This is a genomic window from Nostoc sp. DedQUE05, from assembly GCF_034530955.1.
In the GTDB taxonomy this organism is placed as follows: Bacteria; Cyanobacteriota; Cyanobacteriia; order Cyanobacteriales; family Nostocaceae; genus Nostoc.
The window spans coordinates 1-16,022 of record NZ_JAVRCB010000070.1 but is presented as its reverse complement, the minus strand read 5'-3'; the positions used below and the strand labels follow the sequence as shown (position 1 = coordinate 16,022).

Annotated in this window: 15 protein-coding genes and 1 pseudogene; 7 read left to right on the top strand and 9 right to left on the bottom strand. The window is 41.7% G+C overall.

The window, feature by feature from the left end:
- On the top strand, positions 1 to 212 hold a 212-nt coding region (locus tag RMZ42_RS32625; RefSeq protein WP_322675318.1), incomplete at its 5' end, for a hypothetical protein.
- Positions 213 to 222: 10 nt separating this feature from the next.
- Here the strand turns inward: RMZ42_RS32625 and RMZ42_RS32620 are convergent.
- Positions 223 to 471 (bottom strand): type II toxin-antitoxin system Phd/YefM family antitoxin, encoded by a 249-nt coding sequence (locus tag RMZ42_RS32620; protein ID WP_322675317.1) that lies wholly within the window; start codon positions 469 to 471, stop codon positions 223 to 225.
- 284 nt (positions 472 to 755) lie between these two features.
- On the opposite strand from RMZ42_RS32620, the pseudogene RMZ42_RS32615 reads away from it, so the two are divergent.
- Together RMZ42_RS32615 and RMZ42_RS32610 are read left to right on the top strand one after the other, a co-directional pair.
- Positions 756 to 1,595 (top strand): annotated as a pseudogene (locus RMZ42_RS32615) (Rpn family recombination-promoting nuclease/putative transposase).
- Between the two features lie 115 nt (positions 1,596 to 1,710).
- Positions 1,711 to 1,944: an AbrB/MazE/SpoVT family DNA-binding domain-containing protein gene (locus RMZ42_RS32610; RefSeq protein ID WP_322675316.1), complete on the top strand. Its 234-nt coding sequence runs from the start codon at positions 1,711 to 1,713 to the stop codon at positions 1,942 to 1,944.
- 148 nt (positions 1,945 to 2,092) lie between these two features.
- Here RMZ42_RS32610 and RMZ42_RS32605 read toward each other — a convergent pair whose 3' ends face one another.
- A complete protein-coding gene (locus RMZ42_RS32605; RefSeq protein ID WP_322675315.1) occupies positions 2,093 to 5,884 on the bottom strand; it encodes an NB-ARC domain-containing protein in 3,792 nt (1,263 codons plus the stop codon).
- Between the two features lie 168 nt (positions 5,885 to 6,052).
- Here RMZ42_RS32605 and RMZ42_RS32600 point away from each other — a divergent pair, with 168 nt between their 5' ends.
- On the top strand, positions 6,053 to 6,274 hold the full coding sequence (locus tag RMZ42_RS32600) for a hypothetical protein (protein WP_322675314.1): 222 nt from the start codon (positions 6,053 to 6,055) through the stop codon (positions 6,272 to 6,274).
- Between the two features lie 340 nt (positions 6,275 to 6,614).
- On the opposite strand, the gene RMZ42_RS32595 is transcribed toward RMZ42_RS32600, so the two are convergent.
- Complete coding sequence (locus RMZ42_RS32595; RefSeq protein WP_322675313.1) at positions 6,615 to 7,073, bottom strand: DUF4363 domain-containing protein; 459 nt, start codon at positions 7,071 to 7,073, stop codon at positions 6,615 to 6,617.
- A gap of 582 nt (positions 7,074 to 7,655) precedes the next feature.
- Between RMZ42_RS32595 and RMZ42_RS32590 the strand changes: the two genes are divergently transcribed.
- A complete protein-coding gene (locus tag RMZ42_RS32590) occupies positions 7,656 to 7,940 on the top strand; it encodes a peptidase (RefSeq protein WP_174708855.1) in 285 nt (94 codons plus the stop codon).
- A 103-nt stretch (positions 7,941 to 8,043) separates the two neighbouring features.
- Here RMZ42_RS32590 and RMZ42_RS32585 read toward each other — a convergent pair whose 3' ends face one another.
- The 3 genes from RMZ42_RS32585 to RMZ42_RS32575 all read right to left on the bottom strand — a co-directional run bounded on the left by RMZ42_RS32585 (position 8,044) and on the right by RMZ42_RS32575 (position 11,572).
- Complete coding sequence (locus RMZ42_RS32585; protein ID WP_322675312.1) at positions 8,044 to 9,972, bottom strand: ABC-F family ATP-binding cassette domain-containing protein; 1,929 nt, start codon at positions 9,970 to 9,972, stop codon at positions 8,044 to 8,046.
- Positions 9,973 to 10,044: 72 nt separating this feature from the next.
- Positions 10,045 to 10,461 carry a DUF1824 family protein gene (locus RMZ42_RS32580; protein WP_322675311.1) on the bottom strand — a complete coding sequence of 139 codons (417 nt, stop codon included), beginning with the start codon at positions 10,459 to 10,461 and terminating at the stop codon, positions 10,045 to 10,047.
- A gap of 262 nt (positions 10,462 to 10,723) precedes the next feature.
- A complete protein-coding gene (locus RMZ42_RS32575) occupies positions 10,724 to 11,572 on the bottom strand; it encodes a prohibitin family protein (RefSeq protein ID WP_322675310.1) in 849 nt (282 codons plus the stop codon).
- A 100-nt stretch (positions 11,573 to 11,672) separates the two neighbouring features.
- Between RMZ42_RS32575 and RMZ42_RS32570 the strand changes: the two genes are divergently transcribed.
- Positions 11,673 to 11,900 carry a helix-turn-helix domain-containing protein gene (locus tag RMZ42_RS32570; protein WP_322675309.1) on the top strand — a complete coding sequence of 76 codons (228 nt, stop codon included), beginning with the start codon at positions 11,673 to 11,675 and terminating at the stop codon, positions 11,898 to 11,900.
- On the opposite strand, the gene RMZ42_RS32565 is transcribed toward RMZ42_RS32570, so the two are convergent.
- Entirely contained in the window at positions 11,885 to 12,031 is a 147-nt protein-coding gene (locus RMZ42_RS32565) for a hypothetical protein (RefSeq protein WP_322675308.1), read from the bottom strand. The two genes, RMZ42_RS32570 and RMZ42_RS32565, sit on opposite strands and share 16 nt — an antisense overlap.
- Positions 12,032 to 12,207: 176 nt before the next feature.
- Here RMZ42_RS32565 and RMZ42_RS32560 point away from each other — a divergent pair, with 176 nt between their 5' ends.
- Positions 12,208 to 13,047: a DUF928 domain-containing protein gene (locus RMZ42_RS32560; protein ID WP_322675307.1), complete on the top strand. Its 840-nt coding sequence runs from the start codon at positions 12,208 to 12,210 to the stop codon at positions 13,045 to 13,047.
- 39 nt (positions 13,048 to 13,086) lie between these two features.
- Here the strand turns inward: RMZ42_RS32560 and RMZ42_RS32555 are convergent, their stop codons facing one another.
- A complete protein-coding gene (locus RMZ42_RS32555) occupies positions 13,087 to 15,711 on the bottom strand; it encodes a CHAT domain-containing protein (RefSeq protein ID WP_322675306.1) in 2,625 nt (874 codons plus the stop codon).
- Positions 15,677 to 15,901: a hypothetical protein gene (locus tag RMZ42_RS32550; RefSeq protein WP_322675305.1), complete on the bottom strand. Its 225-nt coding sequence runs from the start codon at positions 15,899 to 15,901 to the stop codon at positions 15,677 to 15,679. Before RMZ42_RS32550 ends, RMZ42_RS32555 begins: the two co-directional genes overlap by 35 nt.
- Between the last annotated feature and the right edge of the window lie 121 nt (positions 15,902 to 16,022).

The following is a 16,022-nucleotide window of genomic DNA, read 5'->3' as shown; positions in this document are numbered from 1 at the left end:
TAAGTTCTGTAGCAGCTTCCATAAGTTCTGTAGCAGCTCCCATAAGTTCTGTAGCTACTCCCATAAGTTCTGTAGCTGCTCCCGTAAGTTCTGTAGCTGCTCCCGTAAGTTCTGTAGCTGCTCCCATAAGTTGGGGAGTGCGTAGGGAAAAATCTTGTAAGCGATCGCTTTATTCTGTAAGAAAGACCGATATAGGCGATCGCAGTCTGTAGAAAGTCATTACTAAACGAGGTTAGAATTTTCAAAATCACTCAAGATTTCTTCTGGTAAAGGATCGTTGAAATCTGGTGCAATAAACACTTTACCTTTATCTAAGCCTGGAATGCGAGGAGAACTGGTATTCATAAGAGCAACTAAACGTGCAACTGGAATCCCCTGTTCAGCAATCACGACTTCTTCACCGAGCAATACCTGACTCAGAAGTTCGCTAAATTTGGCAGTTGCTTCGGCAACGTTGACAGTAATAGTCATCTGCCTTGGTAATTAATTCCTAATATTCTTTACGATAACACTGGATGAGTGGGCGATGCCTACGGCGGTAAACTACGCAGTTTATGGAAAAGCGATCGCAAATATTCTGTAGAAAAGATCGATATAAGCGATGCCTACGGCAGTAAACTACGCAGTTTGTGAGAGATAGTGCGATCGCTTATTGTGGAAGGGCGATTGCCATTATCATACGAAGTGAGAACTTTCAAAATCACTCAAAATTTCTATGGTAGTGTGGACTCGGTTCAGCAAAATAAGAATACTTCATGCGCCGAGACTCGATATTTTACAAACTATTTCAACAATCTCCCACGTTATTATTTGAATTATTGACCAATCCGCCAACAAATGCTAGTGCCTATCGATTTGACTCAGTAGCAGTTAAAGAACCGAAATTTGAAATTGACGGCGTATTCCTCCCACCAGAAAATGCAGGTGCAGGAGTAGTGTATTTTTGTGAAGTCCAATTCCAAAAAGATGAACAGCTTTACGAAAGAGTATTTGCTGAGTCCTCACTATATTTTTACCGCAACCGTGAGAGATTTAGCGATTGGCAAGTAGTCATAATTTACCCATCTCGCAGTCTGGAACAAAGCCAGATTTATCCCCATCGCTCATTGCTCAATGGCGAACAAGTGCATCGAATATATTTAGATGAATTAGGGGATATTCGTACCTTACCTTTATGGGTAGCGCTGATGGTATTAACGACAGTTAACGAAGAACAAGCACCAGAACAAGCCAGATATTTATTAACTAGAACTCGGCAATAAGTATCATCACCCACAAGTCGCGCCATAATAATAGAGATGATTACGACGATTATGGTGTACAAGTTTGAGCAATTAAGTAGAAGGGAGGTAGAGTCGATGCTGGGAATCACACTCAAGGAAACGCGAGTTTATCGGGAAATTAAGGAAGAAGGGCGCGAGGAAGCAACAGTGAATCTAGTTATGCGACTGCTAAAAAAGCGATTTGGCGAACTGACTCCAGAAATGCGTTCTGCCATCACTGGTTTACCTTTACCTGTTCTGGAAGACTTGAGTGAAGCATTGTTAGATTTTACCAGTGTGGCTGATTTACAGTCGTGGTTAGCAGAACGATAAGTCCACTCTTCTGTAGGTGCTGCTAAGATAGAAGCGATCGCATTGCTTAACTTTTAGATAGTCGCTTACATCTATAGTTTAACGATGAGCAACTGCAATGCCGAAAAGTAATATCATGAACACAGCCAAACTCAGCACTGATGGCACTCACCAAATCGTTATTTTGCCCGAAGATTTTCAACTTACTGGCACAGAAGTCTATATCAAAAAAATTGGTAACGCTATTGTTCTCATTGCCAAAGATAACCCCTGGCAATCTCTCATCGACAGTCTAGACAATTTCTCTGATGATTTTATGATTAATTGCGATCGCTCACTCATCGACACCAGAGAGAATTGGGTTGAGTAGTTGTAAAAGGCGATCGCACTTAGCTTAAAACTATAGATCCTGCATCCCCTTATACCAATTAACGAAAATCAGGCTACAGATGCAAGTCTGTAAACTCAAATTAAATCTAACTGTCTTAAATTACGAATTACGAATTACGAATTAAAAATTATTTCCACCATCGCGCCACATCTACAATAGCGCGGGCAACTTCTGCCGTTGCTACTTGACCACCTAATGCAAAGATAACTGGAAACAATACCTTAATATCTTGCAGCAAATTAGGGCGAGTGCGAAGGGATAGCTCATGAAGTATATCTTGCCAAAAGGGGAAAAGTTCCGTAGATGGCATTTGTGACAAACTGTCAGCTAAGGCACTCAAGGCATTAGCGCGAGGCTCCTCAGACTGAATCAACTTGGCAGCAGCTAGAGCTTCTGGCAATACTGATGGCTCTTTATCAGTAAAAGCAATTAAGACAGAGGCGCGATACCGCTTATCCTGAATAGTCCTCGCAGTAGCCAGTGCCTCTGGCAAAAACTCAGACGGTAGTTTGTTTGCTAATATAGTCAGTGCAGCAGCGCGATACCGCTCATCCTGAATAGCGCTCGCAGCAGCCAGCGCTTCTGGCAAAAACTCAGGCGGTAGTTTGAGAGCTAAAACACTCAAAGCAAAGGCGCGATAAGGCTCATCCTGAATAGCCCTTGCTACAGCCAGTGCTTCTGGCAAAAACTCAGGCAGTAGTTTGTCTGCTAAGGCTATCAAAGCATCAGCGCGATACCGCTCATTCTGAATAGCCCTCGCAGCAGCCAGTGCTTCTGGTAATACCAATGGTTCTTTGCTAGCGAAGGCAATTAGGACAGAGGCGCGATAAGGCTCATCCTGAATAGCCCTTGCTACAGCCAGTGCTTCTGGCAAAAACTCAGGCAGTAGTTTGTCTGCTAAGGCTATCAAAGCATCAGCGCGATACCGCTCATTCTGAATAGCCCTCGCAGCAGCCAGTGCTTCTGGTAATACCAATGGTTCTTTGCTAGCGAAGGCAATTAGGACAGAGACGTGATCCCGCTCATCCTGAATAGCCCTTGCTACAGCCAGTGCTTTTGGCAACAACTCAGGCAGTAGTTTATCCGCTAAGGCTATCAAAGCATCAGCACGATGCGGCTCAAACTGAATAGCCTTTACAGCAGCTAGCGCTTCTGGCACTACTATTGGCAGTTTGTCCGCTAAGGCTATCAAGGCATTAGCACGATGCAGCTCAAACTGAATAGCCCTTGCTACAACCAGCGCTTCTGGCAAGACCAATGGTTCTTTATCAGCTAAGATAGTCAGTGCAGCAGCGCGATACCGCTCATCCTGAATAGCCCTTGCTACAGCTAACGCTTCTAGCAACAACTGCGGTGGCAGATTGTCGGCTAAGGCACTCAGAGCAGAAGCGCGATACTCCTCATCCTGAATAGTCCTTGCTACAGCCAGTGCTTCTGGTAACAACTCAGGTGGCAGTTTGTCGGCTATGGCACTCAGGACAGAAGCGCGATTTGACTGATCCTCAATAACTTTCGCAGCAGCTAGCGCTTCTGGCAAAAACTCAGGCGGCAGATTTTCGGCTAAAGCACTCGGAGCAGCAGCACGATACTGCTCATCTTGAATAGCCTTTGCTACAGCCAACGCTTCTGGCAGCAATTCGGGTGCTAGTTTGTCGCCCAAGACACTCAGGGCACAGGCGCGATAATGCTCAGATTGAATAGCTCTTGCAGTAGCCAGCGCTTCTGGCAACAACTCAGGTAGCAGTTTGTCGGCTAAGGTACTCAAGGCAGAGGCACGATATCGCTCATTCTGAATAGCCTTTGCAGCAATCAGTGCTTTTTGAAGTGCTAGTTTTTTGAGATTTGGTGGCAAATATTTGACTAGCTCTGCAAGCAAACTTACTTTTTGAGCTAGATTTGGGTTTTGCAGAGTGTAAGCTAGCCCTTGTTCAGGAGTCCACACATTGTTTTTGACCAATGCAACAAGTAGTTTTACTGCTATACTAGCAGCCAGACTATTCAGAGATGCAGTAATTAGAGCATAGCGACACTGCAAACTCACAACTTGAGGCAGTGTTAATTCATTCCAATTTGCTTCTGCTAGTTCCCAGGCACGAGCAATATCTGTGATGTAACCGCCAGTTTGTGCCAATTGTTCTCGCGCTTCATACCAGCCATTGCTTCCAGTTGCAGACTCTTCCCGCAATAACTGGTGAATCTCTTCTAACTGTCCAGCCTTTTCCAAATGCCAAACTAAATATTGATGAATGTAACCATCATCGAGTAAAGTATGCCATAAACCATTCTGGGTTTTCTGCCGATACTTCTTTAAAAAAGCAGCGTGAACATCAGCAAGGTCTAAACCCAACCCAGCCAAATCTCCTGGGTGCTTTGGCTCAGAGGGAGCAGTTAACAAATTACAAGCTAAATCGTGGAATAAGTCATGTAAGCGATAGGTAGGCATACCATCAGCAAGCGGTACTCCTGTTAATAGCAATGCTTTATTCTGTAAATATTGCAACATCTTGGCAGCATCACGCTTATCCATCTGCCACAGCGTTGCCGCCATCATCTTATTAATGTTGACATCCTCCGGCAATACCCCTAACCAAGAGAAATGCTGCTGCTTTTCTGGTGGCATTCTCTTGACACTCAAATTTAATGATGCGGTTAAACTCAGGCGTTTTAAACTAGCCTCATCGGTAATTTCTTCGGCTTCCGGTCGGTCAAAACTTGTTAATCTGGCAACTTCTTGCTGAATATCCGCCAGCAGTTCATTCCAAGTCGTACCACAGGCTACTTCGGCGGCTGCAAGTTCCAATGCTAGGGGAAGATAACCAACGCCTTTGGCTAAATTTTCGGCTGAGTGACGTTCTGTGCCAGTAATCTCGCGTCTTAATTTCTTCGTCAGCAATTCCATTGCCTGGTCTGGTTTCATTATATCCAGACTGTAGGTGCTGGCTGCTAAGGCATCGGCAATGTGACCTTCACGAGTAGTTACTAAAACTTGACAACGCGCACCACCAAAATTAAATGCTTGTGCATCTTCGGTATTCCAAGCATCATCCACCACCAGTAACACAGCTTTGTCATAAAGCAGAGTCCGCAAATGCGAGGAAGTTGCTTCTACACTTGTAGGCTTAAAGCTATAGTCTCCTAATGCTTGCACCCAGCCACTAAGTAAAGCCAGCACATTGGGTTGTTGACCTAATGTTGCCCAAAGAATGCCATCACAAAAACGAGATTGTATTTCTGCATTATGGGCTAAAGCCGCAGCTAAAGTAGATTTGCCCACCGAACCCAAACCGTGAATTGCAGTAATTACTAAAGTGCGACTATCAGACGATGAACCATTTAAAAGACGAGTCTTTAAATCATCGCTGTACTCTGGGCGTTCTACAAAGTATGTAGGTAAAGGTGGCGCTTGAAATATACTTGTGTGACCTAACCCCCTAACCCCCTTTTCTACAAGGGAAGGGGGAAAATTCAAAGCCTCTCTCCCTGTGGGGGAGAGGTTTGGAGAGGGGTTATTTAATTTCGATTTCTCTGGTCTACTACTTTCCCAAGCTTCATCAAACCGTTTTAAGTTCCTTTCCCTATCTCTTGACCATAGCTTGAGTGTAAAGTGCCATTCCTCAACACCCTTGGTTTGCAGACGGTTATCTTCCAGAATCTTCAAAAAATCCTTCAGCAAATTCAGCGCTTCTCGAATTTGCGCTTTAGTTAACTTGCCAGGATATTTATCTTTTTGCGTCAGCAACTCCAATGTTACCAACGTAGTCTGCACAGTCAGCTTGGGGTTAGCACTGTCTGCTTCTTTCCAGTCAAACTCAATTTTAAAGTTACCATCCTCAAATTCTCTATCGGCAAAACAAAGCAACGCCTCTAAGAGACGCTTGACTCGCTTTTGAATTTGAGGCCCATAGGTAATTCGTGGCATTACATCCAAAAAATTGAGTAAGAAATTTGGGGCTACCCCAGATTGAAACTACCACCCCAAACTCATGTAATCCAGATTCTAAGGCATTTTCAGCAAGATTAGGGTATTTGCATCAGGGCACAACCCCAAAGAGAACCTATATCTATCAACTCTTTGGGGCATAACCAAATGCAAGTCCGTCAAATTCTCGGTAAAACCATTGGTTTGTTGCTGGCAATGCAACTATTCTTGATTCCTTTTCAAGCTAAAAGCCAGATTGACCAGGGTAAATCATCCATTGAGGCGTTGATTTGGATGACTCAACAATATATTTCAGTGCTGGTTAAAATTCGCAGCTTGCAGGATAAAAAGGAGAAAAACGATTCTCCAAAGCTCAAAAGTAAAAGATGAAATGGTAGGGTGTGTTAAGCAGAGTCGATGCCTACGGTGGTCACTGAGCCTGTCGAAGTGCGGTAAACTACGCAGTTTATCAGAGATAGTAGCATGTTGTGGAAGTGCGATCCAAACAAGAAAAACCCCATCCCATCAAAGTTACGCTTTGTCTCACATCTTCGCAAGCAAAGAAGGGGTGTACAATGTCTAAGTTAATTTTGATAGCTTGTAGTAAGCACTTTAGTGCTTAAAATAATCAGGACTAAAGTCCTTACTACAAACTTGCTTATCTATCAATTTCAACTTGACGTACTACTAGCAGACTAACCAACAAATACTCAGTCTATGTATTTGGCTTTTAAGGCTTGGCTACACTAGTAACATCCTTGTTAAGAACCCCTAAAGCTGTTGACAAATTCGATTTATTTGGTGCAGAGGCTTTCAGTCCTGCCTCAATCTCATCGGCTTTATCTTCAATTTGTTTGTAGGTAGTGGGAGATTTAGCTTTGACTCCATCCTCAACCTTTGACCATAAATCTTCAAATTTATCAAATTCCCCTTTCGCTTTGGTAAAATCTCCCGCCTCAACTGCGGTCTTAGTATTGGTAACAACACCCTGTAGACCTTGAAATTCAGTTGTCGCAGCTGGAGTGGCTGCTGCACTAGGGGTGGTTGTCGCAGCCGGAGTGGCTGTTGTATCAGAGATAGAACTCCCAGCAGGTGGCGTTTGTGCAGTAGGTTCTTCAGCCTGATTGCATCCAACCAAAGTCATCATGCTGATTGCAGCAACTATTAGTACTGGATTAAAACGATTCATTCTAAACTCCTCATCAAAACTCGTTTGTATAGACTGGTACCACAAAGCGGAAATCAAAAGTCTTTCATTTTGGCTTTCTAGCTGTAATGAAATAGTAGGTTTGTTTCCGTCGACTTGTACTAGCGTTCATATTTTACGCTGACTATCAACAAAAATATTACCTAATATTTTTGTCATTCAAATATTAAAACTATCAAGGTAAAAAACTCAAAAAGAGAAAATATTGGTTCTTTCCGAGTTTTTTACTTGCTGTGCTTTACCTTAAGAGGTTGTTTGAAAAGTCGTAAAGTATACCAGAGACCCCACTTCCATTCCTCTCCCCGAAAGGTCAAGAGGCTTTAAAACCCCCATTCCCTTGTAGGGAAGGGGGGCTAGGGGGGTTAGGTTTCCGAGGTCAAGAAGTTACTAAAAATACTTTTCAAACATCCTCTAAGAACAGAGTCTATCAAGACTCCTCACACCAATTGCTGAGTTCGAGTCTTGTCTGAAAAAACTCGATTTTTCTCATTTCATTTGCATTTCAGGTGATATTGAGCCTACATTAGCGTATTGGGAAAAAGTTTCTACCACCGGAAAAATACTATGAAACGTTCATTTCGTAAGTATCATCGTATCCTTGGCATCATCCTATCTGTGCCACTTATGTTAACCGTGCTGACTGGAATATTAACAACCTTTGTCCGCGAGTGGTCTATTGGTATTGGAGTTCCAGCTAGCTTCCTGCTAAGTATTCATACAGGCGAAATCTTTCATCTGCAAGGAATCTACCCAATTTTGAATGGATTAGGACTTCTGGGATTGTTGGTGACAGGATTAAATATGTCTGGTTTATTTGGTAAAAAAACTCGGCAAAACCCTAATAATTAAACTAAGAAGCTAATGGCAAACGTACCTGAAAGCAGCTACTAACAGCGATTCATTGATTTTGAATGAGCGGTTTATTTACGCCGTGGCTTACTAGCTAGTAATTTCAAGACTCTATTTCAGCTAATTCTAACCAGCGTTCAGTCGCTACATCAATGGCGTGCTTAAGATTTTCCACTTGATTATAGAGTTTTTGCACTTCGCTATAATTCCCCGGTGAGACATTCGCCAGTGTTTTCTCGGTTTCCACCTTTTCAGCCTCTAACTCGGCAATTTTACCTTCCAACTGGTCAAATTCTTTTTTCTCCCAATTCGATAATCTCCGCCGCTTGGTATTCTCTACCTGTTTGGGTGAAGCCGCACCATTTTGGACTTCGGCATTTTTGGGTTTCTCCTTAGCGTTAGCAGCTTGTTGCTGTGCTTCTTCAGCCTTTTTATAGTCTAGATAAATCGAGTAATTACCTGGATATTGCCGCAGATTACCGCCTTCTTCAAAGGAAAATACTGTGTCGATGGTGCGATCGAGAAAGTAGCGATCGTGAGAAACTACAATTACACATCCGACAAAATCTTCTAAATAATCCTCTAATACTGCCAATGTCTGAACATCTAAATCATTTGTCGGTTCATCTAAAATTAAGACATTAGGCGCACTCATCAAAACCCGCAACAGAAATAAACGGCGTTTTTCCCCACCCGAAAGTTTACTAATTGGAGCATACTGCTGATTACCAGGAAACAAAAACCGCTCCAACATTTGCGAAGCACTAATTTGAGTACCATCGGTAATTTTGACAAATTCTCCTTCTTCTTTGATGTAGTCAATCACGCGCTGATTTTCGTTTAAGGCTGTGAGCAATTCTTCCGAATGCTGGTCAAAATAACCGATGTGAACGGTACTACCAATTTCTGCAATGCCGGAATCTGGCTTAACCCGTCCAGTAATGATATCCATTAAAGTGGATTTACCAGCTCCGTTAGCGCCAATAATACCGATGCGGTCTTCTGGACTAAATTCGTAGGTGAAATTATTAATCAGAGTGCGTCCATTGTATGCCTTAGAAATGTTATCTAACTCAATAACCTTTTTCCCAATGCGACGACCAACTGTCGAAATATCAACTTTACCCTGAACTTGTTTAAATTCAGTATCCCGCAGAGCGTGAGCGCGGTCAATTCGAGCTTTTTGCTTGGTACTTCTAGCTTTTGGCCCTTTTTTGAGCCATTCCAACTCGCGGCGCAATAAGCCTTGGTGTTTGCGTTGACTGCTGACGGCAGATTCTTCAGCTAAAGCTTTCTTTTCGAGGTAATATGAATAGTTACCTGAATAGGTGTAAATGTCGCCTCGGTCGATTTCAATAATCCGGTTGGTAACGCGATCTAGAAAATAGCGATCGTGGGTAATCAGAAACAATGCACCGCGATAGCGATTTAAATAACTTTGTAACCATTCCACAGAAAGAGCATCAAGATGGTTTGTCGGTTCATCCATGAGCAAAGCATCTGGTTCTGATAGCAAGGCTGATGCTAAAGCAATGCGCTTGCGATAACCTCCAGATAAAGTACTTATCTTGGCATCAAAATCAGAAATTCCTAATTTTGTCAGAATGATTTTGGCATTAGTTTCTAATTCCCAAGCACCAGTCGTATCCATCTGTTGCATCACCACAGAAAGGCGAGACATCAGTTGACTATCATCTGGATAGTGAACCAATTTATCAGAAAGTTCTTCATACTCGCGTACTAAAGCCATGTGTTCGCCACTGTCAGCGAAAACTTGCTCTAAAACTGTATGATTTTCATCTAAATCTGGCTGTTGGGGTAAGTAGATAATTTTAGAACCGGAATTGATTAAAATTTGACCGCTATCAATGGATTCTAACCCAGCGATCATTTTTAATAGAGTTGATTTACCTGAACCGTTAGTACCAATTAATCCCACTTTATCGGTAGCATCAAGGCTAAAGCTAGCATCTTTTAAAATTTCCTTGATCCCAAAGTCTTTTTTTACTGATTGTAGTGTAATAATACTCATAAGATTGAAGTCATTAATTGTTTTTCATTAGTGAGTAGGTAAGGCAAATACCTTACCTACATTCGCAAAACTCTATACAAATAAGTCCAAGGGAAGGTGTCCATACATTTCGTTGATTCCATCTTCGTCATAAGACTGGCAAGATACTAATACACCACGATGATGTCCATCATAGGAATCAAGATAACACAAGCCGTTTTTGCCATTTAATTTGATATAAACTGGCCCTTCGGGTGTAAGTAAATTGTTTGGCGGTTCATAACCCAAAGCCAGAGAATAGGTTTTCATTGCCAATATTCCTTCTTCTGCCGTATCAGCACAAATTCCTAAAATTTGGTAATCAGTAAGCTTGGTGAGCAAAATTAAGGCATTACGAATTACTACTTTTTCTGATGAGTTGAGGATAGGGGCAATGTCTAGACAGTTGAATTTGTTCAGTAATTTTTTCGCTTCTTCGGCAGTGAGATTTTGAGGATTGGAGGTTGACATAAACTTCGACTATTATCTGGTTAGCTTTTCTGTGGTGTTTGAGTTGGGACTAGGACCGCAAGGCAAAAGTCACTCATGCTTGAATTTTGGGCTTTCTGGCTGTAATGAAATGGAACGTTTCCACTGTTCTGTACTAACCCAACTTATACCATTTTGGATTTTAGGTTTTGAATTGGAAATAGTCCAATGTATTGGAGAATTTGTCTGAGGTCAGAGCAAATTCCATCATTTTAGACCTTGCGGTCTCATGCCCACTTCCCTTTTACGGTTGATTTTGGACATTCCCAAGGTTGAATATAAAGGGTACGCCATTTTTTGAGTCATTACCCATAACCAAGACTTTCGGCATCTGAGCGCCGCCAGTCTTCCAAGCTTCAATGGCTTCTTTTTGCAGAACTAACTGCCCTCCTTGGGCTTTGAGTGTCTCTGCTAAAAGTCTTTGAGCTTCTGCCCTACCTTTGGCGCGATTCACGTCTGCTTGCGCTTCTTGTTCAGCTTCCCGTGCTACATAAACGGCTCTTTGCGCCCGTTGTTCAGCAATTTGTTTTTCTTCAACTGCTCTGGCAAATTCTGGTGAGAATGCTAAATCAACTACGCTAGTATCTAACACAATTATCCCATATTTGTCTAAGCGATCGCCTAACGCATTATCGAAGTCTTCTTTTAACTCACTTCGTTTGGTAATCGCTTCTTCTACTGTTCTTCTAGCTGCGGCAATTTTAAATGCTTCTTGTGTCTGAGGGGCAATGATTTTTGAGACAATATTCTCTAATGTTCCTTGTTTTCTTCTAACTTCAACTACCTTTATCGGATCGAGGCGAAAGTTAATTGCAAATCTTGCAGATAAATTTTGCAAATCTTTAGTGGAACTTTCTGCTGGTACTTCAAATTTTTGCACCGTTAAATCATATACATCTATCACGGTGATAAAAGGCGGTTTTAAATGAATACCTTCCAATAAAGCGCCATCTCTGGCTTTACCCAAGATGCTGATTACTCCTGCTTGTCCTGGGTTAATAATGATAAAGGAATTTAGCCCAATAATCACCAGTATTGCTAACACAATTCCCAAAACTGTGGTTTGCCAATTACCCAATTGCTGATTTTTCAAATTCCCCTCTCCAATATTTAGTTAGTCATACCAATTCTATATGAGGCTGCATAGAAATATAGAATAAAAAACATGGAAGATTAAAGAGCAAAAGCAAACGATGGCACGTCCTTTCAACGTAGAAATATCGGAGAGTGCTGAGTATTTGTCCAAAAGTCTCAAGAAGGCTCGCACAGCTTTTGAAAAAGAACGTTTACAAATGATGTGGTGGATAAAAACAGAACAAGTTAGACAGCATAAGGAATTAAGCCAACGACTGGGTAGAGATGGCTCAACCGTAACAAGGTGGTTACAAAAGTATCGACAAGGATTTTATGAAGATGCATAGAAAAGAGCTTCTAGGATAAAATTATAAGAAGAGGCAGAAATCACCTGCTCAAAAGTAAGTTGGTCGAATAATTCTTGGATGCGATCGCGTAATACCAATTCTGTATGAAGATGCACATAAAAAGACCCCACTGTAGTCCCCTCGATGCCTTGGGGGGACAGCGTAGCCGGGGGGTAAATATATGTAGCTTCAATTCAAATAAAATGCGATCGCATACAAAAAAAATGGTAACGATCGATTTCGCCAAATGCTACGTTAACCTTTATGATGACGATAGCAACAAGCAAAAATCGTACCTATTAAGTCAATGAAATGGATCTTAACAACTGCTTTGATTTTGAGCAGCACTACTCAATATTCTGCACAAGTAATAGATCAAACTAAACAACCAACTACTAATAAACAGCCTGCACAACCAGTTAAAACACCTGCTTCACTTCAACAACCTACTTCTCGACCAGTTTTTACTTTGCCAAAAGCACCTGCTCCATTAAGTCCTGTATCTGGGCGTAGAACAGGAATGGGTAGTCGAGATAATTGTCCTGCGGTTTCAACCCCGCTCACTGCCTTAGTACCATTTCAAGAGGAACAAAAGGTTGGCAAACAGACAAACAATTCAATTATCGGGACTGTAGAAGGACTAACCACTTTAGAACGGCCTACGTTTTGGTTTTACATTCCCTATACTCAGAATTTGTCTAATTCAAGTGCTGAATTTAGCTTACAGGATAGCGCCGAAAATGATGTCTATAGAAATGCGATCGCCCTACCTTCAAAGCCAAGCATCATTGGTATTTCTCTTGCTAGTACTGCTTCATTAAAAGTAGATAATACATATCGCTGGTATTTCAAAGTACGTTGTAACCAAGAGACAGCAAGCATTCCTGTATATGTAGAAGGGGACATTAAAAGAATCAATTTAGATGCTCGTGTTATGCAACAATTAGAAGCCGCAAATGAGCCTAGAAAAAAAATTATAATTTATGCTAAAAAAGGGATTTGGTTTGACGCTTTAGATATGCTAGCACAAATACGTATTTCTAATTATAATGATGCATATCTTGAAAAAGATTGGCAAAGTTTATTGCAATCAATCAATTTGGATAATCTTGCTACGATGCCCCTAATAAAATTACCAACCCGCTAATAATTTCATATCCAGTAAAGTATCTATAAACCTAGATTTTTACAACCAATTACCAACTATAACGTAGGGTGCCCAGTACATCGGACGGTTATATTCAGGAGCTTCAAGTAATTTTAATTGAGCAAAGCGTAAAGCTTCTGCCGTAGTTTTACCAGTCACTAACTGGCGGTAAAATTCATCAATAAATAAAGCTGTAGAGTCATCGCCAATTTGCCATAGGGAGGCTAAAGTACTCCGTGCACCAGCACGCAGGGCAACTCCTGCTAATCCCAATGCAGCTCGGTTATCTCCTGCTGCTGTTTCGCAAGCACTCAAAACAAGTAATTCAACTGGCTCTGTTAGTTTTTGCTCTCTATTTTTGAGCAAACTATCTAATTCACTCACATTGATGCGTCCATCAGCTGCTAGGATAAAAGTGTCTTTTGCTTTAGAACTAAATTGCCCGTGAGTTGCCAAATGAACAACTCTAAAAGCTTGAGCGTTGATGGTTTTTGCTAAATTTGTACTGGTAAAATTTTTATCCAATAATGTAGTTGTCGATACGCCTGATTCCTGAATGAATTTCAGTTCAACCTTAACGTTGGGAAGTGGTGCAAACTTTTCATTTTTGGGTGGTTGTGATAGTCCTCCAGCAAGGGCATTTAATTTTTTCTGTCCTAGAGGTTTGGGAGTAAATAGTTGCAGTCCGGGGCTAATAGCTACAGAGTATTTTTGGACTAAATACTCTCTGCCATCATATAATGCAGACATCGGGATATTTCGCAGCAACCCATCTGGAATAAAGACTAGAGTATTAACTTTACTATTTTTAAGGTCTGTTTCAACTGGTTTAATTAACCAGTTATAAAGTTGTTGAGAAACTGTTTTAAATTTATGATCGGCATCGGGTTGGACTATTGTCTTTCGTATTTCTGTAATAACTTGCTCTACTTGCTGACGGTTGACTTGAGAAGTTTTATGAATCAACGGTTGCTTAGGAAGTTTGATGATAACTTCTAAATAGTTATCTAGGATAATCGGATAGAAAATAGCAGTATTCGGGTTGTTGCGGTCTACTACTTTGTCTAGCACCACAAATTGGTTGCTCAAGCAAGCTTCTCGAAAAAAATTGTCGAGTTCTGCAACTTGCAAGGCCTCTATTCGCTGACGTGCTTTATCTAAATCTGGTTTTCCTTGTCCTTTCTCTTGTAAAAGCAACTCTACAGACTGTCGATAAAGAGGTTCTATGCGATCGCGAAAATTGAACTGCACGTCTCGATTAACCGCGACTAAATCGCTGCGAAGAGATTGAAGAGTTGTTACAGCAGCATCATAAGCAGATATGGCGGCTTCGATATTTCCCTGTGCTTTGAGTAAGCGTCCTAACTGCCACTCAAGGCGATAAGCTATATCTGAGGCATCGATTTTTTGAGCCAGAAACAACCCTTGCTGCGTCAAATCCTGTGCTTCTTGCCATTGTTGGTTCTGCTCGTAAACTTCTCCCAAGCTGCCTAGTGCATAAGATTGGGCACGTTCATCGCCGATGATTTTGGCTTGTTGAACGCTAGTTGCCAGAATCTCTGCAATGTCTTTTTTGTTACCAATTGCGGTCAAAGTCTGAGCAAAATTGATTCGTGCATAAATACCAGCTTGATTGCTAGGCAGATTAGGAAATTGAGATTGGATTGTGGGTATTAATAACTTTGCTTCCGTGATGCGTTCGTTTTCGACCAGCAAACTCAGCTGATTAATCAGAGCTTGAACCTTGGCCAGAGAATTTGGTGCAATTTTGGCAGCATTTTCATAATGAGCGATCGCACCTTTAATATTACTTAACGACCTAGCAGTATTACCGAGACTAAATTCCGTCAAGCTAATTTCTAGAGGCAGTTGCAGACGTTGAGCGATTTCTAAGCTTTGTTGTAAGTTTGTCTGGGATGACTCTAGTTCGCCTAATTGTTGTAAGACATTGCCAAGCGATCGCAAAGCTGTTACTTTTACGGGTGAGTCAGGTTGGGAAGTTAATTGTTGGGATACTTCATTCAATATATCTAAGCTACGGCGGTAAAAACCAGCAACTCGTAGAGCTTGTGCTTGGTTAATCCGGCTGCGCGTTACTCCAGCATTGTCACCTAATTTCTTCCAAATTTGCTCTGCTTCTTGTGATGTTTTCACAGATGCATCAGTTTGTCCCTGTGATAGTTGCAATTCGCCCTGAATATTTAGAGTTGGTGCCAGAATTTCTAACAATTCAGATTTTGGATTGTTGACATTTAACTTTTGATTTATCTCATCCCAGCCAAGCAAATTTAAGCTATTGTCAATAGTTGCATAAGCTTCTTTCCAGGAGCCGAGTTGCTGGTATACAACAGAGAGATTAGTCAGCGCTGCGGCTTGTGCGAGGTTATTGCTTTCTTGTTGATAGATACGGACAGCTTGTTGTAAAATAATTACGGCTTCAGTAAAGCGTCCAGCTTGATAAAGCCCTTCTCCTTGCTCAAGAAGTGCCTGTGGTTTTGTCGCTGGGGGTTTATTGGTTTGGATGTGAAACTCGTTTGGTGAATTTGTCTGGATTTGTTTAGCGAATGTACTAGGGATAATAGTCAGGAAAACAGCAAGGGTAAATAGGAGTACGGGAGTTACCGCAAATCTAATTACTCGCTTTGGCAGCTGAAATTTTGCCATGTTTCACACCTCCCTGAGATACAGGACAGGAAGCAGGTGTTTGCCAAGGACTGTGGGGGTTGAGTTGAGGAACTTGTGCTACTAATTCTATGTTTCCCTTGCGATCGATTACCCAGCCAGAAGCTTCCACAATTGGAATTGTAGCAGCAATGGGAGTAGTTGAAACTGCTGTTGGTTCTGGTACAGGCATTGTGTTTGCCAAGTTTTCTGCGTTTGGTCTTAATCTCACCCACGCAGATACAGTACTTGAATCTTGGGCGTTGCATAAATGCGGGATGAATCATGGAAACACGGGTATTTCTCTATACTTC

What these genes read in the sequence shown, in the direction of transcription:
- RMZ42_RS32555 (WP_322675306.1), bottom strand. Translation starts at nt 15,711, where the DNA reads ATGGCAAAATTTCAGCTGCCAAAGCGAGTAATTAGATTTGCGGTAACT.
- RMZ42_RS32605 (WP_322675315.1), bottom strand. Translation starts at nt 5,884, where the DNA reads ATGCCACGAATTACCTATGGGCCTCAAATTCAAAAGCGAGTCAAGCGT.
- RMZ42_RS32620 (WP_322675317.1), bottom strand. Translation starts at nt 471, where the DNA reads ATGACTATTACTGTCAACGTTGCCGAAGCAACTGCCAAATTTAGCGAA.
- RMZ42_RS32585 (WP_322675312.1), bottom strand. Translation starts at nt 9,972, where the DNA reads ATGAGTATTATTACACTACAATCAGTAAAAAAAGACTTTGGGATCAAG.
- RMZ42_RS32550 (WP_322675305.1), bottom strand. Translation starts at nt 15,901, where the DNA reads ATGCCTGTACCAGAACCAACAGCAGTTTCAACTACTCCCATTGCTGCT.
- RMZ42_RS32580 (WP_322675311.1), bottom strand. Translation starts at nt 10,461, where the DNA reads ATGTCAACCTCCAATCCTCAAAATCTCACTGCCGAAGAAGCGAAAAAA.
- RMZ42_RS32600 (WP_322675314.1), top strand. Translation starts at nt 6,053, where the DNA reads ATGCAAGTCCGTCAAATTCTCGGTAAAACCATTGGTTTGTTGCTGGCA.
- RMZ42_RS32610 (WP_322675316.1), top strand. Translation starts at nt 1,711, where the DNA reads ATGAACACAGCCAAACTCAGCACTGATGGCACTCACCAAATCGTTATT.
- RMZ42_RS32560 (WP_322675307.1), top strand. Translation starts at nt 12,208, where the DNA reads ATGAAATGGATCTTAACAACTGCTTTGATTTTGAGCAGCACTACTCAA.
- RMZ42_RS32595 (WP_322675313.1), bottom strand. Translation starts at nt 7,073, where the DNA reads ATGAATCGTTTTAATCCAGTACTAATAGTTGCTGCAATCAGCATGATG.
- RMZ42_RS32590 (WP_174708855.1), top strand. Translation starts at nt 7,656, where the DNA reads ATGAAACGTTCATTTCGTAAGTATCATCGTATCCTTGGCATCATCCTA.
- RMZ42_RS32570 (WP_322675309.1), top strand. Translation starts at nt 11,673, where the DNA reads ATGGCACGTCCTTTCAACGTAGAAATATCGGAGAGTGCTGAGTATTTG.